Below are 19,208 nucleotides of genomic sequence, written 5' to 3' on the forward strand. Positions count from 1 at the left end.
GCGGCCGCATCAAGCTGCCCGAGAGGACTCAAATGGTTGGGACCAAGGACGCGGGTGCCAGGAAATGGTCAAAAGCACCCTATGAAGTCGATGGAGGCATCGGCGCAAAAGCGCACATTGGCATGATCGTGATGGATAACGATCAGACCCTGTCACATGAAGCGCGAGCCATGCTCACCCTTCCCGGCGTAGCCTTATATGAGAGTCGAATCTCGACGCCCGGCAATACTGCAACGTCGCTTTCGGTCGACCTACTGAAGGATGCATTCTCCGGACTTGACCAAGCGCTGGCGCAGATCAACTCCAGGCGAACGTCGGACGTTGTTGCCCTGGGCTGCACCTCGGCAGCCATGATCATCGGCCCGCAAGAGCTGCAGCGCAGGGTGCAAGCCGTTCATCCCAACGCTCAGGTCGTCGATCCGTTTTCGGGAATTGTGGGAGCTTTGCGGAGTCTCAATGCAAAACGCATCGGTTATGTCTCGCCCTATCCGCGAGATGTTGCGGAAAAAATGATTTCCGCAATTGAAGCCGAGGGCTTCCCGGTACCTGCTGCGGCCGAATTCTCTAAAGACGGCGGCGTGGTCCGGTTCGATTCACCTTTCATTTCGGCAGAAAGCATCAAGAGCTCGGTACGCGATCTGGCCGCGGAAGATGGGGTCGACACCATCATCGTCTCTTGTACCCAGATGCGCGCCGCAGCGGTCATCGAGCCGCTTGAAGCGGAGACCGGCAAGAACATCATTACGTCCAATCAAGCCCTTTGCTGGCAAGCCCTTCGGCTTGCCGGTTACGACGAAAGCGTTAAAGGCTGGGGTAAGTTGTTTACGCTCTGACGGAGCCCCGCCCCGGTCGCCTCACTGCGGCGTCCAGGAAAACAGAGGTCAGGACGCGAGAAATCATAGCGCAACTATCCTTTGAAGAACGCAAAAAAGACCAGCCTAAAAAGGCCGGCACCACAGCTCAACCGAGGGGAATTATCATGAAACTCGCGACCATGACCCGCAACGTCGCATTTCTGACGGCTTCTGTGCTTTACGTGGCTCTCCTGAGCCCGCCGGCTCTTTCGCAGACCTTGAAAGAAAAAGTTGCCGCCGAAGGGAAACTCACGATTGGTGTCTATAACGCTTGGCCAGATGGCTTCGTCAAGGACGGAGGAATCGCCGGTACACAGCCGGAGATTTTACGCGAGGTTGCGAAATCGCTTGGGCTCAAAACGATTGAGTTCCAGGCCATGGATTTTGGCGCGCTGATTCCGAGTTTGATGGCGAAGCGCATCGACGTCATTGCCGGCGGCATGTACGTAACGCCCAATCGATGCAAGCAGGTTGCCTTCTCAAATCCGGTCGGCGGGCCCCGCGGCAACGCCATTCTGGTGAAAGCTGGCAATCCGCTGAGCATTCACGGTTATCAGGACATGGCCGAGAATCCGAAAATCCGGGTCGGCAATTTGCGCGGCGCAGCATCGCTGGAATACATGTCGGCGGCGGGCGTGCCTAAGGAGCGAATTCAGTTGTTCCCAGACCATCCGACTGGATTGGCAGCACTCCTCGCCGGACGGGTCGACATGCTCATCAATGCCTCAGGAGCGATTGTCGGCAGCTTGAGGGACCCTAACGTCAAGGGATTGGAGCGCGCAGAACCGTTCAGGGAAGTCGTGGACGGCAAGGAGATGATCCACTATTCCTCCTTCGCATTTCGGCCTGAAGACAAAGAATTCCGTGACTTGATCGATCAAGGCCTCGCCGAGAAAAATCGAGAGGGCGTTGTCGCTAAAACCATCATGAACTACGGCTTTCCCGAGCGAGATGCAACGCCCACCGGCGTTACGGCGAAAGAGCTTTGCGGAAGTGATTACCGCTAAACGACACTAGCAGACCCACACTATTGCCGCCCGTCATCAGTCCGCATATCGCCGTCGGGCTCTCTTCGGCAGACGATCTATCACAGCCGCAAAACATCTTGATCGCTCGCGGCAGTAGAGCAGAAGTCTAGAATCCTTAGGCCGCCATGAACACCAGCTCAAACAACAACGACACGCTGTGCGTTGTACCACCAGCCGCTTCGCTCGAGGGGTTCGCCAGCCTCACGGTTCCTGTTTATCGAGCATCAACAATTGTCTTCCCAAACGCGGCTGCCTATCGCTCACGTGCGGCGCGGTCGCCGGATGGCTATACCTATGGACTGGCTGGAACTCCAACGACACGAACTCTGGAAAGCCAGCTAGCCGAAATTCATTCCGCCGCCCGTTCGATCATCGTGCCTTCGGGGCAAGCGGCGATAACCACCGTCATGCTCGCGCTGTTGAAGCGCGGCGACCATGTGTTGATCACTGACAATGTCTATCCCCCGGTGAAGCTGTTCGCGCGGACCATTCTTCATTCCTTCGGAGTAGACGTTGAGTACTTTGATCCGACACGTCTTGCTGACCTGGAAGCCAAGATTCGCCCCGGCGCAACGAAGCTTGTCTGGGTCGAGTCGCCGGGCTCAACGACAATGGAAATCTGCGATATCCCCGCCATCGCGGCCAGGTGCAGAAACTCTGGTGCCCTTCTGGGATGCGACAATACGTGGGCGACCGGTTTGCTCTGCAAACCTCTGAGCCTGGGCGTAGATATCGTTGCCGAAGCTATCACCAAATACGCGGGCGGCCACTCCGACATCCTTCTCGGCGCGATCATTCTAGATGACCTTGATCTATACGCGCGGTTTCGGGCCGCTTTGGGAGCTCTGGGGGTGGGCACTTCCCCCGATGATTGCTCGCACGCATTGCGCGGCATCCAGACGATGGCTCTTCGAATAAGGCACGCCGGCGCGTTGAGCGAGCAATTCGCACAACGGTTGGAAGCTTCAGGTTTTAAGGTTTTGCATCCATGTCTTCCTTCGTTCTCCGGCCACGCTTTATGGCGGCGTGATTTCGCGGGTTGCTCCGGTGTTTTCAGCCTCCTGCTGGAGGGCGTGGATCCCGGTAAGGTCGACCGCGCTCTAGACCAGTTGAGAACGTTCGCCATAGGTGCTTCTTGGGGAGGCACGCGAAGCATTGTCGCGCCCATGGTCGTTGCAGGCGAGCGGCACGCAATGCCCGCGCACGAAGATGTAAGCTATATCCGACTTAGCATCGGCCTTGAGAGCGCTGAAGATCTTTGGCGCGACATTGAGAGAATGTCGGATGTTCTACTTGGCTGATGCCACATCTGTGGACCAAGAAAGCCAAGCTTGACGGCTTGGTGTATCGCTAGCAATTTTGGGATGAGCGGGAGAGACCGTTTCTGCTTCAGGACAGGAACGGCGCCGACGGAGCAACCACCCCGGAAACTCTCAGGCAAAAGTACCGCTTTTTTCGTACTTGAACTCTGAAAGGCAGGACGGCAGTTCTGCGCCGATGGTGAAAGTCGCGGCCCAAATGAGTGGGCGGCGATGAAGCTCTCAGGCCAATGAGGGGTGCCAATCACCCGTATAAGGCGGGACGGAGCACCTATGAGCACTTCCAATACCTCACGTGTCGCCATCATCGGCGCAGGAATCACCGGCATCACGACCGCCTACAATCTCGCCATGCGCGGCCGCCAGGTGACGGTCTTTGACCGTCAGCCTTACGCTGCGATGGAAACCTCCTTCGCCAACGGCGGGCAGTTGTCGGCTTCAAATGCCGAGGTCTGGAACAGCTGGGCCACGGTCCTGAAGGGCATCAAATGGATGTTCACGCCGGGAGCTCCGCTTCTCGTCAATCCCAAGCCGTCCTGGCACAAGCTATCTTGGATGGCCGAGTTCGTTGCCTCGATCCCCAAGTACGAGGAGAACACGCTCACAACCGCGCGTCTTGCGATCGAGGCGCGAGCCCATCTGATGCGCATGGCGCGTGAGGAAGACATCGCGTTCGATTGCGAGAGACGCGGTATCCTTCATTTTTATCACAGTAAGGAGGAATTCGAGGCGGCTCGCAGGGTCTCGGCTTTGCTTGCCAAGGGCGGCCTTGAGCGCCGAGCCGTTACGCCGGAGGAAATCCGTGCGATCGAACCTTCGTTGAAGGGTGATTTTTACGGAGGCTTTTATACGCCATCGGACTTCACCGGTGACATCCACAAATTCACCGTCGGGCTGGCCCGTGCCTGCGAGCGACGGGGTGTGACGATGCGCTGGTCAAGTGAGATCCAGTCGGTTGAGCGTGGCACCGGGGACGCAATCGGCGTGAATTGGAAGCCAACGGAGGGAGCCCTGCAGGACAGCACGCTGCGAGAAGATTTCGACCGGATCGTTGTCTGCGGAGGAGTGATGTCCCGTCCGATCGCGGCCAGTCTCGGCGACCGCATCAATGTTTATCCGGTGAAAGGATACTCGATCACGCTCCACCTTTCTGAAGAGTCAGACCAAGCCGCTGCACCGTGGACGAGTCTCCTCGACGACCGGGCCAAGATCGTGACCAGCCGGCTTGGGCCGAACCGCTTTCGCGTGGCGGGAACGGCCGAATTCAATGGTTACAACAAAGACATTCGGACGGCGCGAATCGAGCCACTCGTTCAATGGTGCCGAAGGCACTTCCCCGGCATGAGCACGCGCCAAGCCGTCCCCTGGGCAGGTCTACGGCCGATGATGCCCGATATGCTGCCGCGGGTCATGCGAGGCCAGGATCCGCGCGTCTTCTACAACACCGGGCATGGTCATCTCGGTTGGACCTTGTCAGCTGCGACGGCCGATGCCGTCGCAGCTCTCGTTACGGCAAGGCAGAACGCCGGCTGAAGAGGGGGAAAAAACCAACTCCTCCGTGCGCCCTTCTCGCTCGCCTTCAGTAGCACCGCGCACACGGCACTGGATGAACATGATGAGAATCCCGCGGTGTCGGGATTCTACCCCAGGGGTGAGTTGCAGAGGGGCCGAAGGCCGCGAAACGATGAGCTCGCAGCTATCGAGAAGGAAGCGGGGGCCGAGCTTGGGCGGGAGGAGCAAGAACTCGCGCATGCATCGGCAGAAGGTCACCCCAGACCGGATCATGGCGAGCGACAGGGTCTTGCCGACCTCCGTGTTCGGTGAAGGGCTTCGCTTCGTCCGAGGCGAAAGAACCTTCCTCCCGCGCGGCAACGAGCATTCTAAGAGCCAGCGCGTCAGCTCTCATCAAGTCATGCAGGAGGGCGCTGCTCTGTGATATCTTCCCGCGAAAACACCGCGTGGTAACGAATGTCGCTTTTCAGGAGGGCATATTCATTTGCTCGTCAGCAGCAGAAAGCGGACAACCAGGAGCGCTGCGTATAGGGCCTTTCCGATCGACAATCCAATCCAGATACCAATGGCGTCAAGGCCAATCCTCAAACTGAGCACGTAGCTGAGCGAGAAGCCCACCAGCCAATAAGCGACGCCGGCGAATAGAAGCGGAACTCGCGTGTCCTTCAGTCCACTTAGACTGCCCGCCGCGATGCTCTGCACAGCGTCGGTGATAAAAAACGCCGCCCCCGCCAAAAGCAGCTCCGCAGCGAGCCAAATGGTTGGGTCGGTATGGCGGCTGGATCCGCCCAAAAACATCTCGGCGATCTCAAAACGAGCGGCAATTACCGCGAGCGTCAGTATCGCAGTGATCACCATACCGAATAGCATCGCGGCCAGGCCAGCTCGTTTCATTCCAGGACTGTCGTTGCGCCCGACGGCCTGGCCAACGCGCACCGCTGCCGCCATGCTGATGCCGAATGGAACCATGAACAAGATCGCCGCCACGTGAAACGCAATCTGATGCGCGGCGAGCACACGCGTGCTGATCAGCCCCGCTAACAGAGACGCAGCAAAGGATAGCCCGTAGCTCATCAGGGAGGCGAGCGAGATTGGCATACCGATCAGGATCAGCTGCCGCATTGAATGCCGATTGAAGCGCCAGAGACGAGTAAACACGTGGTAGTCTCGGAGCGGACGTTGCAGCAGTACGAAGCATACACTTGCCAAGAATGTCGCAACGTTCACAAGGGTGGTGGCAAGGCCCACCCCGAACAACTCCAGCCTGGGCAGACCGAACTTCCCGTCGATCAGCAGATAAACCAGCAGCGCATTTAAGGGAATAGCCGCCAGTGTGATCCATAAGACCGGCTCTGGCCGACCAACTGCACTCATGAAACTGCGCAAGGCCAGAAACCATAGCGCTGGCGCCACGCCCCCGGTCAGTCCGAACAAGTATTGTTGGGCGAGCCGCGCCGCGGCGGGCGCCTGGCCAAGAGCGAGAAGTATTTGCTTTCCGCCCAGTGCACACGCCATGATCGGGAACGATGACAGTAGCGCCGCCCAAAGCCCCATGCGTACCGTGCTCCGTACGACGGCTCGATTATTGGCGCCGAACGCCTGTGCCGCGAGGGGTACAATTGCCGCTAGCAGGCCCGCGCTGAAGGTGAAGCTGGTGAGATAGACCCTACCAGCCAGCGCGGCTGCAGCAATCGCCTCGCCACCGAGTTGCCCAATAAAAACAAGGTCGGTCGTCATCATCGTGATCTGGCCAACCTGCGCCAACACAATCGGTAGCGCTAGTTTCGCGGTTTCGCTGAGCTCCATGCCAAAGTGTTGGTAAGCCGCCGTGCCGATTGGTTCGTGCTGCGAAGCCAAGAACGGCTTTGCTTCAGCCATCTTATTCATTGAAGCCTTTGCTGCCGGTTACGCCGCGGCCTCATAGCTCGCGCGCGTTTGGTGGAGAACACGTGCGGCAGGTGGCTCGAATAGTGTCCGGCACACCACGTATCGGCAGGCCGGTCACCGCGTAAGCCCGTGGGTCGTCTCGCGCGTAAGCAGACGCACAATGGCGTCAGTGCATCCGCATTCTTGCACGACGATACGACGGTTCTATGCGTCATGGCTAGGAGTCCTTCAGTGGGCGGTGCCGGATGCCGTCCGCCTTTTCAAGGCTCGTGCCACCTCCGATAACTCAGTTTCAAAGTCTATTTTCTCCGCGACGCTCGTCGTGGATATGACAGCGCGTCTCAAATCCGACATTCCGCATCGAAGGCGGTGAACCTCCCAACACGTAAGCTCGCAGAGATCCACCTACCAACCTTTGTAGTTGATCCAGCTTAAGGGGCACGTCCATTCTGATCGCGCCAACTCTTGTCCGGGTCACGTCCGAGGAGCATCGCGTGCGCCGTCAATCACACTCTGTTGTCAGCAAGCGCGGTGATCGATCCAATGACTTGACATCTGACGAGGGCACCAACCTGGAATCGTTGTCTCGTGCTGATTATCGGCTGGTCGCTCATTTGACGCTTGACCGGGAGCAGGAGCAGTTTGCGGGCGCCCTCGATTTCGTATTCTCTGAGCTTCGGAATAGCTCGCGCCATGAACTCGAGCACCCGTTCTCCATTGTTGTGACCGGGGAGATTATTGGCTTCCTCGTCCTGCGTGAAAGAGAGGCGCTCCCCGAATGGGCGCCATCGGACGCGGTCACCTTGCATAGCTTTCGAGTTAGCCGCGAACGTCAGGGCAACGGCTATGGCAGGTCGGCAGTGAGGCTAGCCGCTCAATGGCTCTCGACAAACCGACCATGCATCAATCGTCTCATGCTGAGCGTGAACCTGCGCAACGTCGCAGCTAGAGGGGCTTATCTGAAATGGGGTTTTCGTGACACAGGCGCGCTTTGCTCCGGACCAATCGGGCCCCAGAACATCCTTGAGTATGAGGTCGGTCTGAGATGACGATCACTACTGCCGTTTGAGCGCTGCAGTTGCGCGTGCGCGAGGGCTTCGCATCTGTTCGTCGCAATTATCTCCCCACAACGTTTCTCGTACCCGGTCTTCGACCTTCGCCATCTCGCAACTCAATGATCAGCCCGTCTACAACAACTGATCCGGTCAATGTGCGGGTGTGTCGGAGGGATCGTTGCGGAAGCCATATCAGCGTCAGCCTGATCGCGGCGCGGAAGGCCCTTCGCGGCGTCTTAGTCTTTGTTGGAAAGCGGTTGGAGAAGCTTGATGCTGCCCACGACGGTAACTCAGTTGATAGGCCAGACGCCCGTAATGTCGATCGAAGTTCCCGACCAGGATGCCCGTTTGGTGCTAAAGCTGGAAAAGAACAACCCTGGCGGTTCGATGAAAGACCGTATGGCGCGAAGCATGGTTGTCGCCGCCCTTGAAGACGGTCGCCTCACTCCAGGCGGCACGATCATTGAATCGTCTTCTGGAAATACCGGTACAGGACTCGCACTCGCGGCGTTAGAATTCGGCCTGCAGTTCATTGCCATCGTCGACCATCATGCCGCTCCCGACAAGATTCGTACAATGCGGTCACTGGGCGCGGAGATTCGCTACGCAGAGGGAGATTTTGCCGAGGACGAGGTCGCGATCGTGGAGCGGCAGCGGATAGCGGAACATCTCGCAGCCCAACTGCCCGGCGCTGTGTTCATGAATCAGTGGGACAATCCAGCAAATCCGAAGGGCTATGCCGGTCTTGTCGAAGAATTGGTTGCTCAGCTTTCGGATGGTATCGATGCGTTCGTAGCATGCGTCGGTACAGGCGGATCTATAACCGGCGTTGCGCAAGGGCTCAAGCGGCACAATCCGACGATACGCACACTCGGCGTGGAGCCGGCCGGCTCCATAGTGTTCGGCACGGCAGGGCATCCCTACTATCAGTCAGGCACTGGAACGCCGGCTGGCAAGGACATCGGCAAGGTATTGGACTATGGGTGCATCGACGAGGGGGTACAAGTTACTGACGTACAAGCCTTCGAAACGGCGCGCTATTTCGCTCGACGCAAGGGGCTTTTGGTCGGCGGATCGACCGGCGGCGCCATTTACAAGGCGATGGAATTCATTGCGGCCGGCAAGCTGACCGGCACGGTCGTGACAATGGTTGCCGATGGCGGCGAGAAATATCTAAGCACGATTTTCGATGACGAGTGGATGGCACAGCGCCACCTGCTCGATCCGGGAATCACAGCTCAGTTGGATGGCTGGCTCTTTGGAACTCGCAGCCGACATGAGATCGATCGCGCTCGTTCCTCGACAATGCTGACATGACCATTCATTCGATTGATGGCCAAATCAGCGCCTTCGCGCATAGTTCTTGCTCCGGCATCAAACGCGGAGTGGAAGCAATCGGAGAAAGTTCGTGATCACCCCGCAACTGCGTGCTTCGAGATCTCTTCATGAGTCAGTCCGCCAAGAGACTCTGAATCGCATAAAGAATGGCACATATCTGCCGAACATCCCCATCCCGTCGACGGCGACGCTGAGCAGGGAGTTTGGCGTCAGTCCGATTACAATTAAGCGGGCCTTGCGCGACTTGCAGGCCATCGGAGCGGTCACTGCGATCGCCGGCAAGGGTACCTTTGTTAAGGAACAAAGACGATCCCTGATTGATCTTAGTGACGGAATCGCATGTTGGGAAACGGCAAACATACGGCTGATATCTATTGCCAAGGAGAAGATATCTGATCCGGCAATGGAAATGTTCAACCCACCTGGTGACGCGATGCTCTGCGTGCGAAAGATGATCTTTTTCGCCGGCGAGCCGCCGCTCGCGTACGATTTCACCTATCTGTCGCCGGATGTCGACGATGCCACCATTGATAAATTTGGGACGCGGCCAGTCACTGAGGCGCTGGGCCGACATGGGATTCGAATCCGGAACATCTCTTACCTCATCGACGCGTCGACCGCAGCTCGACAAGTTGCGAAAGCATTCGCAATTCCAAATGGCTATCCAATGTTGCGGCGTCTGTATAAGATCACGACGACTAAGAAAGGCCTTACGATATTCGGCATTCTGCAAGCTCCTTTTGACCGACTTTCCTATTCTTTGAATATCCAATCTGATACTAAGTTGCGACCCAAGCCGAAGCACGCCAGTGGGGCGCCGAGGCAGAAGGGCGTGATTGCACGGTAGATCCACAACACGACCTTCCAAATCCGAGCTGGATGGACCGTTAAGCAGTCAAACTCTCACTCGTTAAACTTGGACCCGGCGCCCGGCAGGGCTAAATGGCCCGCTGATCGTCACTTCAGCTCATTAAGATCAACTGAGCAGGATGGCAGTGGAACGTGTAGGCGGTGTCGCGTCGTCTTGAATTTCATCAGATCGCCGGAGAGGCCGGCCTTGATGATCTGCTCCACGTCAACAGGCGTGCTATCGCGCCAATAGGTTACGTCCAAAATTTGGATCGTCATAAGAAAGCAGGACGCATGGAACAAGTGACAAATTTAGCGTCGTGGCGCAGAAATGGCGATGGTGACCATCCATAATCACCGATTGACTGCATTCAACCAAGATCGGCTGTGTCCACCTTCCCTCTTCGGCGATTACCTGGGCCAGCATCTGAGCCCATTCAAGTTCGATCTCTTCGCTCGGTCTGAGCTGAGCAACCGGCAGTGTGACGATATTGTAGCTCGACATTGCCACGTCACCCATTCTCTGACCATCCCTGTGTTGATCTACATGCTGCAGTCAGGTTCTGCCGTGACGCCATCCATCACGACAACCGAGTCCTTCTTAGGCCGTGGCTGAACAAGAGGCACGTACCGTGCCAGACGCGAGGCCGCGGCTGCCGACCAGGTCACAGTTCGTGGCGTTGCTGCACGGTCAACTTTCGGGGGCGTCGGCGCTGCGCGAGATTGTGACGGGTCTCTTTCGAGCCATGAAGTGCGGCTTCCCCACCTCGGCGCAGCGCCTCGAATGACCCTGATGCCTCTGCCGAGGACATTGCCGGGCTCAAACGCCGGCGGTGGGCCATCGCGCGATCTTTCGCTGGGTCAAACAGACCTGAAGATCACACGTCTCGTCGGCACCTCCAAGAATGCTGTGCGCATCCAGATCGCCGTCGCCCTGATCGCCTTTCTGCTGCTGTGCCTGGCCCAGGCCGCTGAGAAAGCCGTTCGAAGCCCGGTCGTCTTCGCCAGGCTCGTCCGCGCCAACCTCATGCACCGCAGATCAATCCAATACCTGCTTTCCCTCAACATCAGCCACAGATGAGCCTCAGTCTAAGCGATTGCTCAACCGGACAGCCGTGCCCAGCTCCCGAGATGCAGTATTCCTTCCCGCTCAACTGCTTTCGGTACTTTGCTGCGGCGAGAGGGGCCAAAGAGGAACGGAAACCGTGCTGCATGGCGACTCCCGAGCCAGAGCATCACAGCCTAAGCTGCAATGTGCACAGGGAGAGCAGAATAACCGTGCACAAAATTGGACGCAATTCGCTCAGGTTCGCCGACAACCTTGACCTCCAGCCGTGCATTCAAGAGTTCTTCCCAGAGAACTCTCAACTGCAGCTCCGCAAGATGTCGACCAACGCAGCGATGGATGCCGAATCCGAACGAGAGATGCTGCCGCACGTTCTTGCGATCGATGATGAAGCTGTTGGCGTTCTCGATGACCTCTTCATCGCGGTTACCAGAGATGTACCACATGACGACCTTGTCGCCCTTCCTGATTTGTTTCCCACCTATGATGATATCGGCAGCGGCGTTGCGGCGCATATGTGCGATGGGCGTCTGATATCGAATGATCTCGGACACCGCGCTCGACACCAGATTGGGATTATCGCGTAATTTTCGCAGCTCGGAAGGGTTCTGGTTCATGAACAGGAGCCCCCCGGTAATCGAATTGCGCGTGGTGTCATTTCCCCCCACGATCAGCAAAATCAGATTTCCGAGGAACTCACTCGGCTCCATGTGGCGAGTTGCGGGCGAGTGCGCCATCAAGGAAATCAGATCGACGCGTGGCTCGGCATTAATGCGCTCCTTCCAAAGTCGCGTGAAATACTCCAAGCACTCGGACAAGATCGTGCTTCGCTTGTCCCAACTGTCGATCGCATGGCCCATTTTCGGAGTTGTAACAGCTACGTCCGACCAATAGGTCAAAAGGCGCCGATCCTCAAATGGAAAGTCGAATAGCGTGGCGAGCATTTGCGTCGTCAACTCAATGGAGACCATGTCCACCCAATTGAAGTCATCGTTACGCGGCAAGCCGTCCAGAATCGTCCTGAGCCGACGGCGGATCAAGTTTTCGAGCTTCGTCAGGTTTTCCGGTGCGACTATCGGACTGACAGTATTGCGCTGCTCGCCATGCTTAGGAGGACCCATCTTGATGAAACTCTGAGTCCAGTGCTTGTCAGGTACGTCGACAATAGTGACACCCTGCTCCGACGAGAACGTTTTGTGATTTGTATCTACCGCTCCGATGTCTCGGTATTTCGTTAGGGACCAATAGGGACCATAAGGGCTATCTTGGCAGTAGTGAACGGAATCCTCCATCCGCAACCGCTCGAAACACCCCCATATGCTGTCATCTTGAAAGCGCTTGGCTTCGCTTACATCCAGATTGCTCAGCGGTATATGACACGCATCACTGGCTCTACAGTCCGCCAATCGCGTTTCCATGATCGTCTCCGCAGATTTTTCTCTCAAGAGAAGGATCCACAGGCCGCCACTCATTGTTCGAGCTGCCGTGGCGTTTTGGTTGCGAGCAAGTCGTCGCGAACAGGTTATCCCAAACTGCAGGCTGCCCCCCCTACCATATCCAACAGTAAGGATCGCATTGACTTTCTAGGTGCTGTCTGGGCTGAGGTTGGAATCCTGAGTGGCGTAGTCTCCGACATCATGAGCTATCTGATTGCGCGGCAAGGTCAATCGGCTGGATCATGCAGGTTCACCGGAAGGTGTTGAACCAGACGCGAGCGCATCAAGGGAGGCGATCCCGGTGGAGGGGCCGATATACTCTCGGAACTCGCGCGAATCCACGGCACGCCAAAAAGCGCCACCGTGACCGCTAGGCACATCTGCGACATCATCGCGTTGCGTCCACTGGCTCTGATCGTCGATGCACGATGCAGAAGTATCAGCATCTTCCGGCCACCCGCACCTTCGTGCGCGAACCCGCCGGCGTCGGCGCCCGGATTCGAGGTGGGCGTCAATTTGCAGCAGCGCTATTGAGACCCATCCGGTCCAGGCGGTGCAATTATCTCCCGAGGGTCCGGTAAGCTGTCGGACGGCCGAACCCGGGAACTCGCCGGCAGCCTAGTCCAGGCACCTATCGCAGGACTGGTCCGCGGTATTGCGCAGGACCGCGCGCGCCTTAGCGGCGTAAAGCCGCTGGGATCGATCCACGCGAACGCCAGTCCTGCTGGACCGGCATGGATGGACGAGCTATCGGATGCATCGTCGTAACGGCGATCGAAAAAATCTCGCCCCCACCGGCAGTGTAAGCGGCAAGGAGACCCCGTCTGGCGGAGGGGATGAGCGATCGGCTATCGGGTGACGGCGGTGGACGAACCTGGGCGACCATCGCGGCACTGCTGCAGACAGCGAAGATGAACAACGTCGATCCGCTCGCCTGGCTTGCTAACGGCTGGCCAAGCAGCGAAATCGACGCGCTTATGCCTTGGAACTACGCCGCCTGACGGGCTCAGCTTGCCGCTTACGTTCAGATTGTCGCGTCCGCGACACGGTGATGTTCGGGGGAGTGCCGATGCAACTCTCAATGAGCAATTGAATTAATGCAGGAAAATGTTTCTGGGGTTCTTCCTGCGCAGTTGGCACGACTTTTGAATTTATCTGTCTGCGCGGCTATAGGAGCTGCTGAATGGAAGAGCGAGAGAGAGAGACCAAGAATGAAGAGCGATGTGTCAGCCCATGATCTAACCGGATTGACGCCTGAAGAAGCAATTGCAGTGTCGGGAGGAATGTTTTTGGGAATGTTTCCCGCAATTGTGGGGCTAGGATGCCTCATAATCGTTATTGTGGGAGCAGCCAAAGGGCGCGGTTAGGGCATCAGTAGCGAACGGACGCGCGCCGTGGGGCACATCTTGTCCTTGCTCCAACTTTTATCCAGTCCTGAGTTCGCTCTGGCTGATGGATTTAGCCGATTGGGCGGTGGTAGCGACGGGAGCTGGTGCGGAGCCATCGGCATAGCGCAGCGCCAGATGCCGGCGCGGATGGAAGATGAAGCTGAACTCGGACTGGGGTCTTCCATCCGAGCTGCGAGTATGGTCGCGGGTCGTTGTAATCGGCCTGCCAGCATCCCAGCGCGACGCGGGCCTGGGCGCCCGCAGCCGGCCATTGATGGGGAAGACGGCCCCGCTCCCTCGGAGCCGGCGATATACCGGCGATCTACGGAACCGTTAACAGGAGCAATTCACCAATGGAAGCCGCGACGATTGGCTTGGACGTTTCGAAGCACGTCCGCGCTCGATGATCAGCCGGTCCAGTTCCCGAGCCACCCGGGAGCCAGACATCGAGGTGTCGGCCACCAACGCCAGGCACCCGCGCGTGCACTCGTCGACAACGATCAGCACGCGGAAGCGGCGGCCATCGGTGGGTTGATCCGAGACGAAGTCGAGCGACCGGCGGTCATTCGGCACTGTCGGCATCACCATCGGCGCCCTGGTCCCGAGCGCCCGCTTGCCCGGCAGTTCACGGTTTCGCCAGTAGTTAAAGGGAGAGACTGCGGTGCGATATTGCGCGCTTGTTGCTCAGTGTGGATTCTGGCCGTCTCCGCCGCGTTCAATAGTCTGTTCTTCGAAAACTGAAATTGATCGTGGTACGTCGGAAATGTTAAAAGCTCTCTTTCGGTCAAGCACGCGAGGCACGCCTTCAGGCTAGCGCATCCGCTGCATCGCGGATGCCGGCATAGATCTCGTCAAGGTCTGCCATCGTGACACAATACGGCGGCATCACGTAGATCGTATTGCCGAGCGGCCGGAGCAGCAGATTCCGATCTTTGAAGAACGTTTGAAGCTTCGGACCGATACCCGCCAGATAGCCTGCATCCCTCGTCTTCAGATCGAGGGCTGTGATGGTGCCGGTGCGGCGGACGTTCTCAAAACGGGAGTCGGCGCGGAAGGACTCAATTGCCTGCTCTTGCATCGCGGCGAGGGAGATGACTCGCTGGCTCGTTGCTGGGACCTGCCACAGATCCAGATTGGCTTTTGCCGCGGCGCAGGCCACGGGGTTGGCGGTATATGAGCTTGAGTGAAAGAACGTGCGCGTCCGGTCCTTGGAGTAATGCGCATCAAAAATATCGGCGCGACAGAGTGTTACCGCGAGCGGAAGCGCTCCCCCCGTTATTCCTTTGGAGTAGCAGACGATATCGGGGCTGACATCGGCTTGCTCGCAGGCAAACAACGTCCCGGTGCGTCCCCAACCGGTCATGACCTCGTCCGCGATGAACAGGACCTCTGAGGCTTCGCAGATCCGCTTCATCTCTTTCAGCACCCAGGCCTCGTACATCAGCATCCCACCTGCCCCCAACACCAGAGGCTCCACGATAAAGGCGGCCGGAATTTCATCCCGGCATACGCTCTCGAGCGCATCGAGCGTTGCCTGCTCCTGGCCTCTCCTAGGGAATGGGATAGATGTAACGTCGAACAGCAGCGGCCCGTACGCCGCATTGAACAAGCCCCTCGCACCGACCGACATCCCGCCGACGGTGTCGCCGTGATAGGAATGTTGCATCACGATGATGCGTATGCGCTGTTTGCCGATGTTGTGCCAATAGCCGAGTGCCATTTTCAGGGCCACCTCGACGCTGGTCGATCCGCTGTCGGAGAAGAAGACATGGTCAAGGCCGCGGGGTGCGAGCTTTAGCAGCTGCGCCGCCAGCTCCTCGGCGGGATCATGGGTGTAGCCGGCGAATATGATCTGGTTCAGCTTGCCGGCTTGCTCCTTGATGGCGTTTACAACATGTGGGTGGCAATGACCGTGGGTTATGACCCACCAGGATGAGATCGCATCGATGATCCGGCGGCCGTCCGCGGTGTGGAGATAGGCCCCATCGCCGCGCACGATCCTGGTCATCTCGTCTTGGAGCGCGTGTTGCGTATAGGGGTGCCAGATAGGCGACTTGGACGTCGGCATTACCTAAGCCAGGAAATCATTGCGAACAAAGGAATTCTTGAACACGCAATGCAACGTGTCTGCTGTGAGCGGTTCAATCCAGGGCAGCCGCCCCAGCCAGCGCACCCGTCCGATGTCGCAAATCGCGCTCTCGCTGTCCGGATTTCTTCTCCCGATAAAGGCAATTCCAAGGATGCGTATCTGCCGCTTTCGCAAAGCCTCGATCGAGAGCAGCGAGTGATTGATGGTTCCAAGCTCCGTGCTTGCGCAAAGCACAACGGGAAGCTGCCAGCGCTCGAAGATGTCAATATAGAGCGTGCTATTGGTCAGCGGCACCATCAGTCCCCCGGCTCCCTCGATAATGAGCGGCCGCTCGCCGGCCACCGGTACATTCAGCGAGTCAGCATCGATCCGAATCCCATCGAGTTCCGCAGAATGAAGAGGCGCAGCGGGCGTGCGAAGGCGGTAAAGCTCCGGCATGACGCGATCGGCCGAGAGGTTACCAAGGCGCGTGACGAGCTCGGTATCGGTCGCCTCCTCGAGCCCCGCCTGGATCGGTTTCCAATAGCTGGCTTCGATGAGGTGAGCGAGTCCGGCCGAAAAAACCGTCTTTCCGACCCCGGTTCCTGTGCCGGTGACGACGATCCGCGAGCTCACTGGATTTCACCTCGCGTCTCCTCCACCAGCGCATCGAGCATGGCACGCACGTCATCCTCCCCGACGTTCAGTGTCAGAGAAATTCGCAAACGGGCTGTGCCAGGCGGCACGGTCGGCGGCCGGATGCCGCGGACATCGAAACCGCGGGCCTGGAGGGAAGAGGCAAGCTGCATGGCACGCGCATTGTCGCCGACGATGTAGGGCACGATTTGCGAGCGTTGAGGACTCCGCAACCCGCGCACATCCATCTCCCGGTGCGTGAAGGCGACGAGGTCAGAAAGATTCCGTTGACGCTCCGGCTCCTCCTGCAGAATCGCAAGCGCTTCCCGCACGGCGACGGCCATCAGTGGCGAGGGCGCGGTGGCGAAGATAAAGGGGCGGCAACGATTGATCATGAAATCGCGCAGCACGCCGGAGGCCGTAACAAGCGCGCCTGAAGCCCCCAACGCCTTGCCGCAGGTATGAAGGACCAGAAGATTCTCGCGGCCCTCATAGGCCGCGGTCAGTCCCCGCCCCTGTTCGCCATAGACGCCCGTGGCATGGGCCTCGTCCACCATCAGGAACGCATCATGCCGGTCGGCGATCGTGACCAGATCTTCAAGAGGCGCGAAATCGCCGTCCATGCTATAGAGGCTTTCGGCCACGATCCACACGCGACCCATCCCACCCTCAGCCAGCCAGTCACGGATTGTGCTTTCGATAGATTGGGGATCGTTATGAGCGCTGATGCGAACGTCGGCCCGGCCGGCTCGCGCGCCTTCATGAATGCTGGCGTGCACGAGAGAATCGAGTACGAGCAGATCGCCCCGCTGCGGTACTGTGGACAGAACGGCAAAATTTGCGACATAGCCGCCGCCAAAGAAGAGCGCGGCCTCCGCACCGAAGAATTTGGCAGCGTCTGCCTCGAGCTGTTCGTGCTCCTCGCAATTGCCGCGCAAGAGCCGCGAGCCGCCCGCTCCGATGGGGGTTCCGGCCTCGAGCGCCGCGGAAACGGCTTGTTTCATGCGCGGCGCGCTGGCAAGACCCAGATAATCGTTCGACGTAAAATCGACGCCCCCACGTGCCTTAAGTCCGCGCAGCCGATCTTCCTCTTTCAGAGCGCGCAGCGCTCCCGCGTATCTGGCAATCTTAGCCCCCTTGATGACGTTCATTCCTCACCCGCGGCTAGCACGCTCGAGCTCACAAGAGTTCTGATGGAGATCAAAGACCAGGCCCGCCAGGATCGGCGGCCTCTTGGCCCTCAAACTGATTGGACGCGATTGTCTCGATCAACCAGCACGATGCGCGGCTTGAATGTTGCGGCCTCCTCCTCATCAAACGAGGCATATGCCACGATGCTGATCTTGTCCCCGGGCATTCCTAGTCGCGCCGCCGCACCGTTCAGGTCGACAGCCCCCGAGCCCTGTGGCGCCTCGGTCACAAAGGTCGCAAAGCGCGCTCCAGTTTGCAGATTATAGATTTCGACGCGTTCGTTGATCAGGAACCCTGCAGCGTCGATGAGCGCACGATCAATCGAAATCGAGCCCTCATAGTGGAGGTCGGATTCGGTGACCGAGGCGCAATGAATTTTGCCCTTCATGAGCGTAATCTGCATGGATCCCCCCCTTATAGCTTCGCGTACAACGCACCCGCCGCTTTATTTGCCTCGCCCAAGTCCCGATGTCATTCCGAGCCGCTCGAGCAAATACGCGTCCCGTTCGGCCTGCGGGTTTTTGGTGGTCAGCAGCACATCGCCAATGAAAATCGAATTCGCGCCGGCCAGAAAGCACAGCGCCTGTAGTTCATCGCTCATGTACTGCCGCCCGGCAGACAAGCGAAGCACGCTTTTCGGCATCATGATCCGGGCCGTCGCAAGCAGCCGGACGAGCGCAATCGGATCTGGACGCTCGGCGGTCTCATTGACCGGCACACCCTTGACCTCGTTCCAGAGGTTGACCGGGACGCTTTCCGGATGTGTGGGAAGGTTGGCGAGCAGCACGAGCATGCCGATCCGATCTTCGACGCTCTCGCCCATCCCGACAATGCCGCCGCAGCAGACCTTGATGCCGGCATCCCGGACATGGGTCAGCGTATCGATGCGATCCTGCAAGGTGCGGGTGGTGATGATCTTGCCGTAAAACTCCGGCGAGGTGTCCACGTTGTGATTATAGAAGTCGAGGCCGGCGTCAGCGAGCTGCGCCACCTGCTTGGACGTCAACATGCCAAGCGTGACGCAGGTTTCCATGCCGAGGTCCTTAACCGCGCTGACCATCTCGCAGACCTTCTCGAGATCGCGTTCCTTTGGACCCCGCCAAGCCGCGGCCATGCAGAAGCGGCTTGCACCGGCATCCTTGGCACGCTGCGCGGCGCTGACCACATCGGCAGGGTCCATCAGGCGGGTCGCCTTCACACCCGCCTCATAGGAAGCGCTCTGTGAGCAATAGCCGCAATCTTCCGGACAGCCGCCGGTCTTGATGCTGAGCAGACTTGCAGCTTCGACCTTGTTTGGATCGAAGTTCTCCCGATGGACGGTTTGCGCCTGGAACATCAACTCGGCAAACGGCAGATGATAAATCGCTTTGGCCTCAGAGCGCTGCCAGTCCCTGCGAACCGGGGCGCCATTACTGCTGTCATTCCGTTTCGCTCCCACAGCAGCAACCATAAGATTGACTTCCCATCATAGAACGGCGCACCGAGGGGCAGCCTGCAAAGCCTCATATACGGTTGGTCTGAACAATGAAACCGGCGACTTTCGGGCCCCCGCGCGCGCTTCAAGCGAATATTCGCCCCGAT

15 protein-coding genes, 4 pseudogenes and 1 riboswitch are annotated in these 19,208 nt (G+C 58.4%); of the genes and pseudogenes, 9 read left to right on the plus strand and 10 right to left on the minus strand.

Going from position 1 to position 19,208, the window contains the following annotated elements:
- The first annotated feature begins 32 nt into the window (after nucleotides 1-32).
- From AYJ54_RS18585 to AYJ54_RS18600, 4 genes are all read left to right on the plus strand, one after another.
- Nucleotides 33-833: a maleate cis-trans isomerase family protein gene (locus AYJ54_RS18585; RefSeq protein WP_082905726.1), complete on the plus strand. Its 801-nt coding sequence runs from the start codon at nucleotides 33-35 to the stop codon at nucleotides 831-833.
- A 146-nt stretch (nucleotides 834-979) separates the two neighbouring features.
- The gene (gene ehuB / locus AYJ54_RS18590; protein WP_063700896.1) at nucleotides 980-1,861 is read left to right on the plus strand and encodes an ectoine/hydroxyectoine ABC transporter substrate-binding protein EhuB; all 882 of its coding nucleotides are present in this window, start codon (nucleotides 980-982) and stop codon (nucleotides 1,859-1,861) included.
- Between the two features lie 146 nt (nucleotides 1,862-2,007).
- Nucleotides 2,008-3,183, plus strand: a complete 1,176-nt coding sequence (locus AYJ54_RS18595) for a trans-sulfuration enzyme family protein (RefSeq protein ID WP_063700898.1) — start codon at nucleotides 2,008-2,010, stop codon at nucleotides 3,181-3,183.
- Nucleotides 3,184-3,241: 58 nt separating this feature from the next.
- Nucleotides 3,242-3,341: riboswitch (glycine riboswitch) on the plus strand.
- Nucleotides 3,342-3,474: 133 nt separating this feature from the next.
- The gene (locus AYJ54_RS18600; RefSeq protein WP_063700900.1) at nucleotides 3,475-4,734 is read left to right on the plus strand and encodes a D-amino acid dehydrogenase; all 1,260 of its coding nucleotides are present in this window, start codon (nucleotides 3,475-3,477) and stop codon (nucleotides 4,732-4,734) included.
- A gap of 459 nt (nucleotides 4,735-5,193) precedes the next feature.
- On the opposite strand, the gene AYJ54_RS18610 is transcribed toward AYJ54_RS18600, so the two are convergent.
- Entirely contained in the window at nucleotides 5,194-6,600 is a 1,407-nt protein-coding gene (locus tag AYJ54_RS18610) for an MATE family efflux transporter (protein WP_063700908.1), read from the minus strand.
- A gap of 494 nt (nucleotides 6,601-7,094) precedes the next feature.
- Between AYJ54_RS18610 and AYJ54_RS47405 the strand changes: the two genes are divergently transcribed.
- From AYJ54_RS47405 to AYJ54_RS18625, 3 genes are all read left to right on the plus strand, one after another.
- Entirely contained in the window at nucleotides 7,095-7,649 is a 555-nt protein-coding gene (locus AYJ54_RS47405) for a GNAT family N-acetyltransferase (RefSeq protein WP_161491879.1), read from the plus strand.
- 276 nt (nucleotides 7,650-7,925) lie between these two features.
- Nucleotides 7,926-8,972: a PLP-dependent cysteine synthase family protein gene (locus AYJ54_RS18620; RefSeq protein WP_063700912.1), complete on the plus strand. Its 1,047-nt coding sequence runs from the start codon at nucleotides 7,926-7,928 to the stop codon at nucleotides 8,970-8,972.
- Nucleotides 8,973-9,063: 91 nt separating this feature from the next.
- Entirely contained in the window at nucleotides 9,064-9,840 is a 777-nt protein-coding gene (locus AYJ54_RS18625) for a GntR family transcriptional regulator (RefSeq protein WP_201724218.1), read from the plus strand.
- A 240-nt stretch (nucleotides 9,841-10,080) separates the two neighbouring features.
- On the opposite strand, the gene AYJ54_RS49465 is transcribed toward AYJ54_RS18625, so the two are convergent.
- On the minus strand, nucleotides 10,081-10,362 hold the full coding sequence (locus AYJ54_RS49465; RefSeq protein ID WP_136623790.1) for a ParB N-terminal domain-containing protein: 282 nt from the start codon (nucleotides 10,360-10,362) through the stop codon (nucleotides 10,081-10,083).
- Between the two features lie 251 nt (nucleotides 10,363-10,613).
- Between AYJ54_RS49465 and AYJ54_RS18635 the strand changes: the two are divergent.
- A pseudogene (locus tag AYJ54_RS18635) lies at nucleotides 10,614-10,928 on the plus strand (transposase); the annotation flags it as partial.
- A gap of 156 nt (nucleotides 10,929-11,084) precedes the next feature.
- On the opposite strand, the gene AYJ54_RS18640 reads toward AYJ54_RS18635, so the two are convergent.
- Nucleotides 11,085-12,326 (minus strand): cytochrome P450, encoded by a 1,242-nt coding sequence (locus tag AYJ54_RS18640; protein WP_063700963.1) that lies wholly within the window; start codon nucleotides 12,324-12,326, stop codon nucleotides 11,085-11,087.
- Between the two features lie 827 nt (nucleotides 12,327-13,153).
- On the opposite strand from AYJ54_RS18640, the pseudogene AYJ54_RS49470 reads away from it, so the two are divergent.
- Nucleotides 13,154-13,345: pseudogene (locus AYJ54_RS49470) on the plus strand (transposase domain-containing protein); the annotation flags it as partial.
- 528 nt (nucleotides 13,346-13,873) lie between these two features.
- Here AYJ54_RS49470 and AYJ54_RS54310 read toward each other — a convergent pair.
- The 7 genes and pseudogenes from AYJ54_RS54310 to bioB all read right to left on the minus strand — a co-directional run.
- Nucleotides 13,874-14,008, minus strand: a pseudogene (locus tag AYJ54_RS54310) (integrase core domain-containing protein); the annotation flags it as partial.
- A 114-nt stretch (nucleotides 14,009-14,122) separates the two neighbouring features.
- A pseudogene (locus AYJ54_RS54315) lies at nucleotides 14,123-14,347 on the minus strand (IS3 family transposase); the annotation flags it as partial.
- 190 nt (nucleotides 14,348-14,537) lie between these two features.
- Nucleotides 14,538-15,800, minus strand: coding sequence for an adenosylmethionine--8-amino-7-oxononanoate transaminase (locus tag AYJ54_RS18650; protein ID WP_063700921.1), 1,263 nt, complete (start codon nucleotides 15,798-15,800; stop codon nucleotides 14,538-14,540).
- Between the two features lie 3 nt (nucleotides 15,801-15,803).
- On the minus strand, nucleotides 15,804-16,436 hold the full coding sequence (gene bioD, locus AYJ54_RS18655) for a dethiobiotin synthase (RefSeq protein WP_063700923.1): 633 nt from the start codon (nucleotides 16,434-16,436) through the stop codon (nucleotides 15,804-15,806).
- Complete coding sequence (locus AYJ54_RS18660; protein ID WP_063700925.1) at nucleotides 16,433-17,587, minus strand: 8-amino-7-oxononanoate synthase; 1,155 nt, start codon at nucleotides 17,585-17,587, stop codon at nucleotides 16,433-16,435. Before AYJ54_RS18660 ends, bioD begins: the two co-directional genes overlap by 4 nt.
- 89 nt (nucleotides 17,588-17,676) lie before the next feature.
- Nucleotides 17,677-18,030, minus strand: a complete 354-nt coding sequence (gene panD / locus AYJ54_RS18665; protein ID WP_063700927.1) for an aspartate 1-decarboxylase — start codon at nucleotides 18,028-18,030, stop codon at nucleotides 17,677-17,679.
- 42 nt (nucleotides 18,031-18,072) lie between these two features.
- Nucleotides 18,073-19,077 (minus strand): biotin synthase BioB, encoded by a 1,005-nt coding sequence (bioB, locus tag AYJ54_RS18670; protein ID WP_063700929.1) that lies wholly within the window; start codon nucleotides 19,075-19,077, stop codon nucleotides 18,073-18,075.
- Between the last annotated feature and the right edge of the window lie 131 nt (nucleotides 19,078-19,208).

It is taken from the genome of Bradyrhizobium centrolobii (assembly GCF_001641635.1).
GTDB lineage: Bacteria > Pseudomonadota > Alphaproteobacteria > Rhizobiales > Xanthobacteraceae > Bradyrhizobium > Bradyrhizobium centrolobii.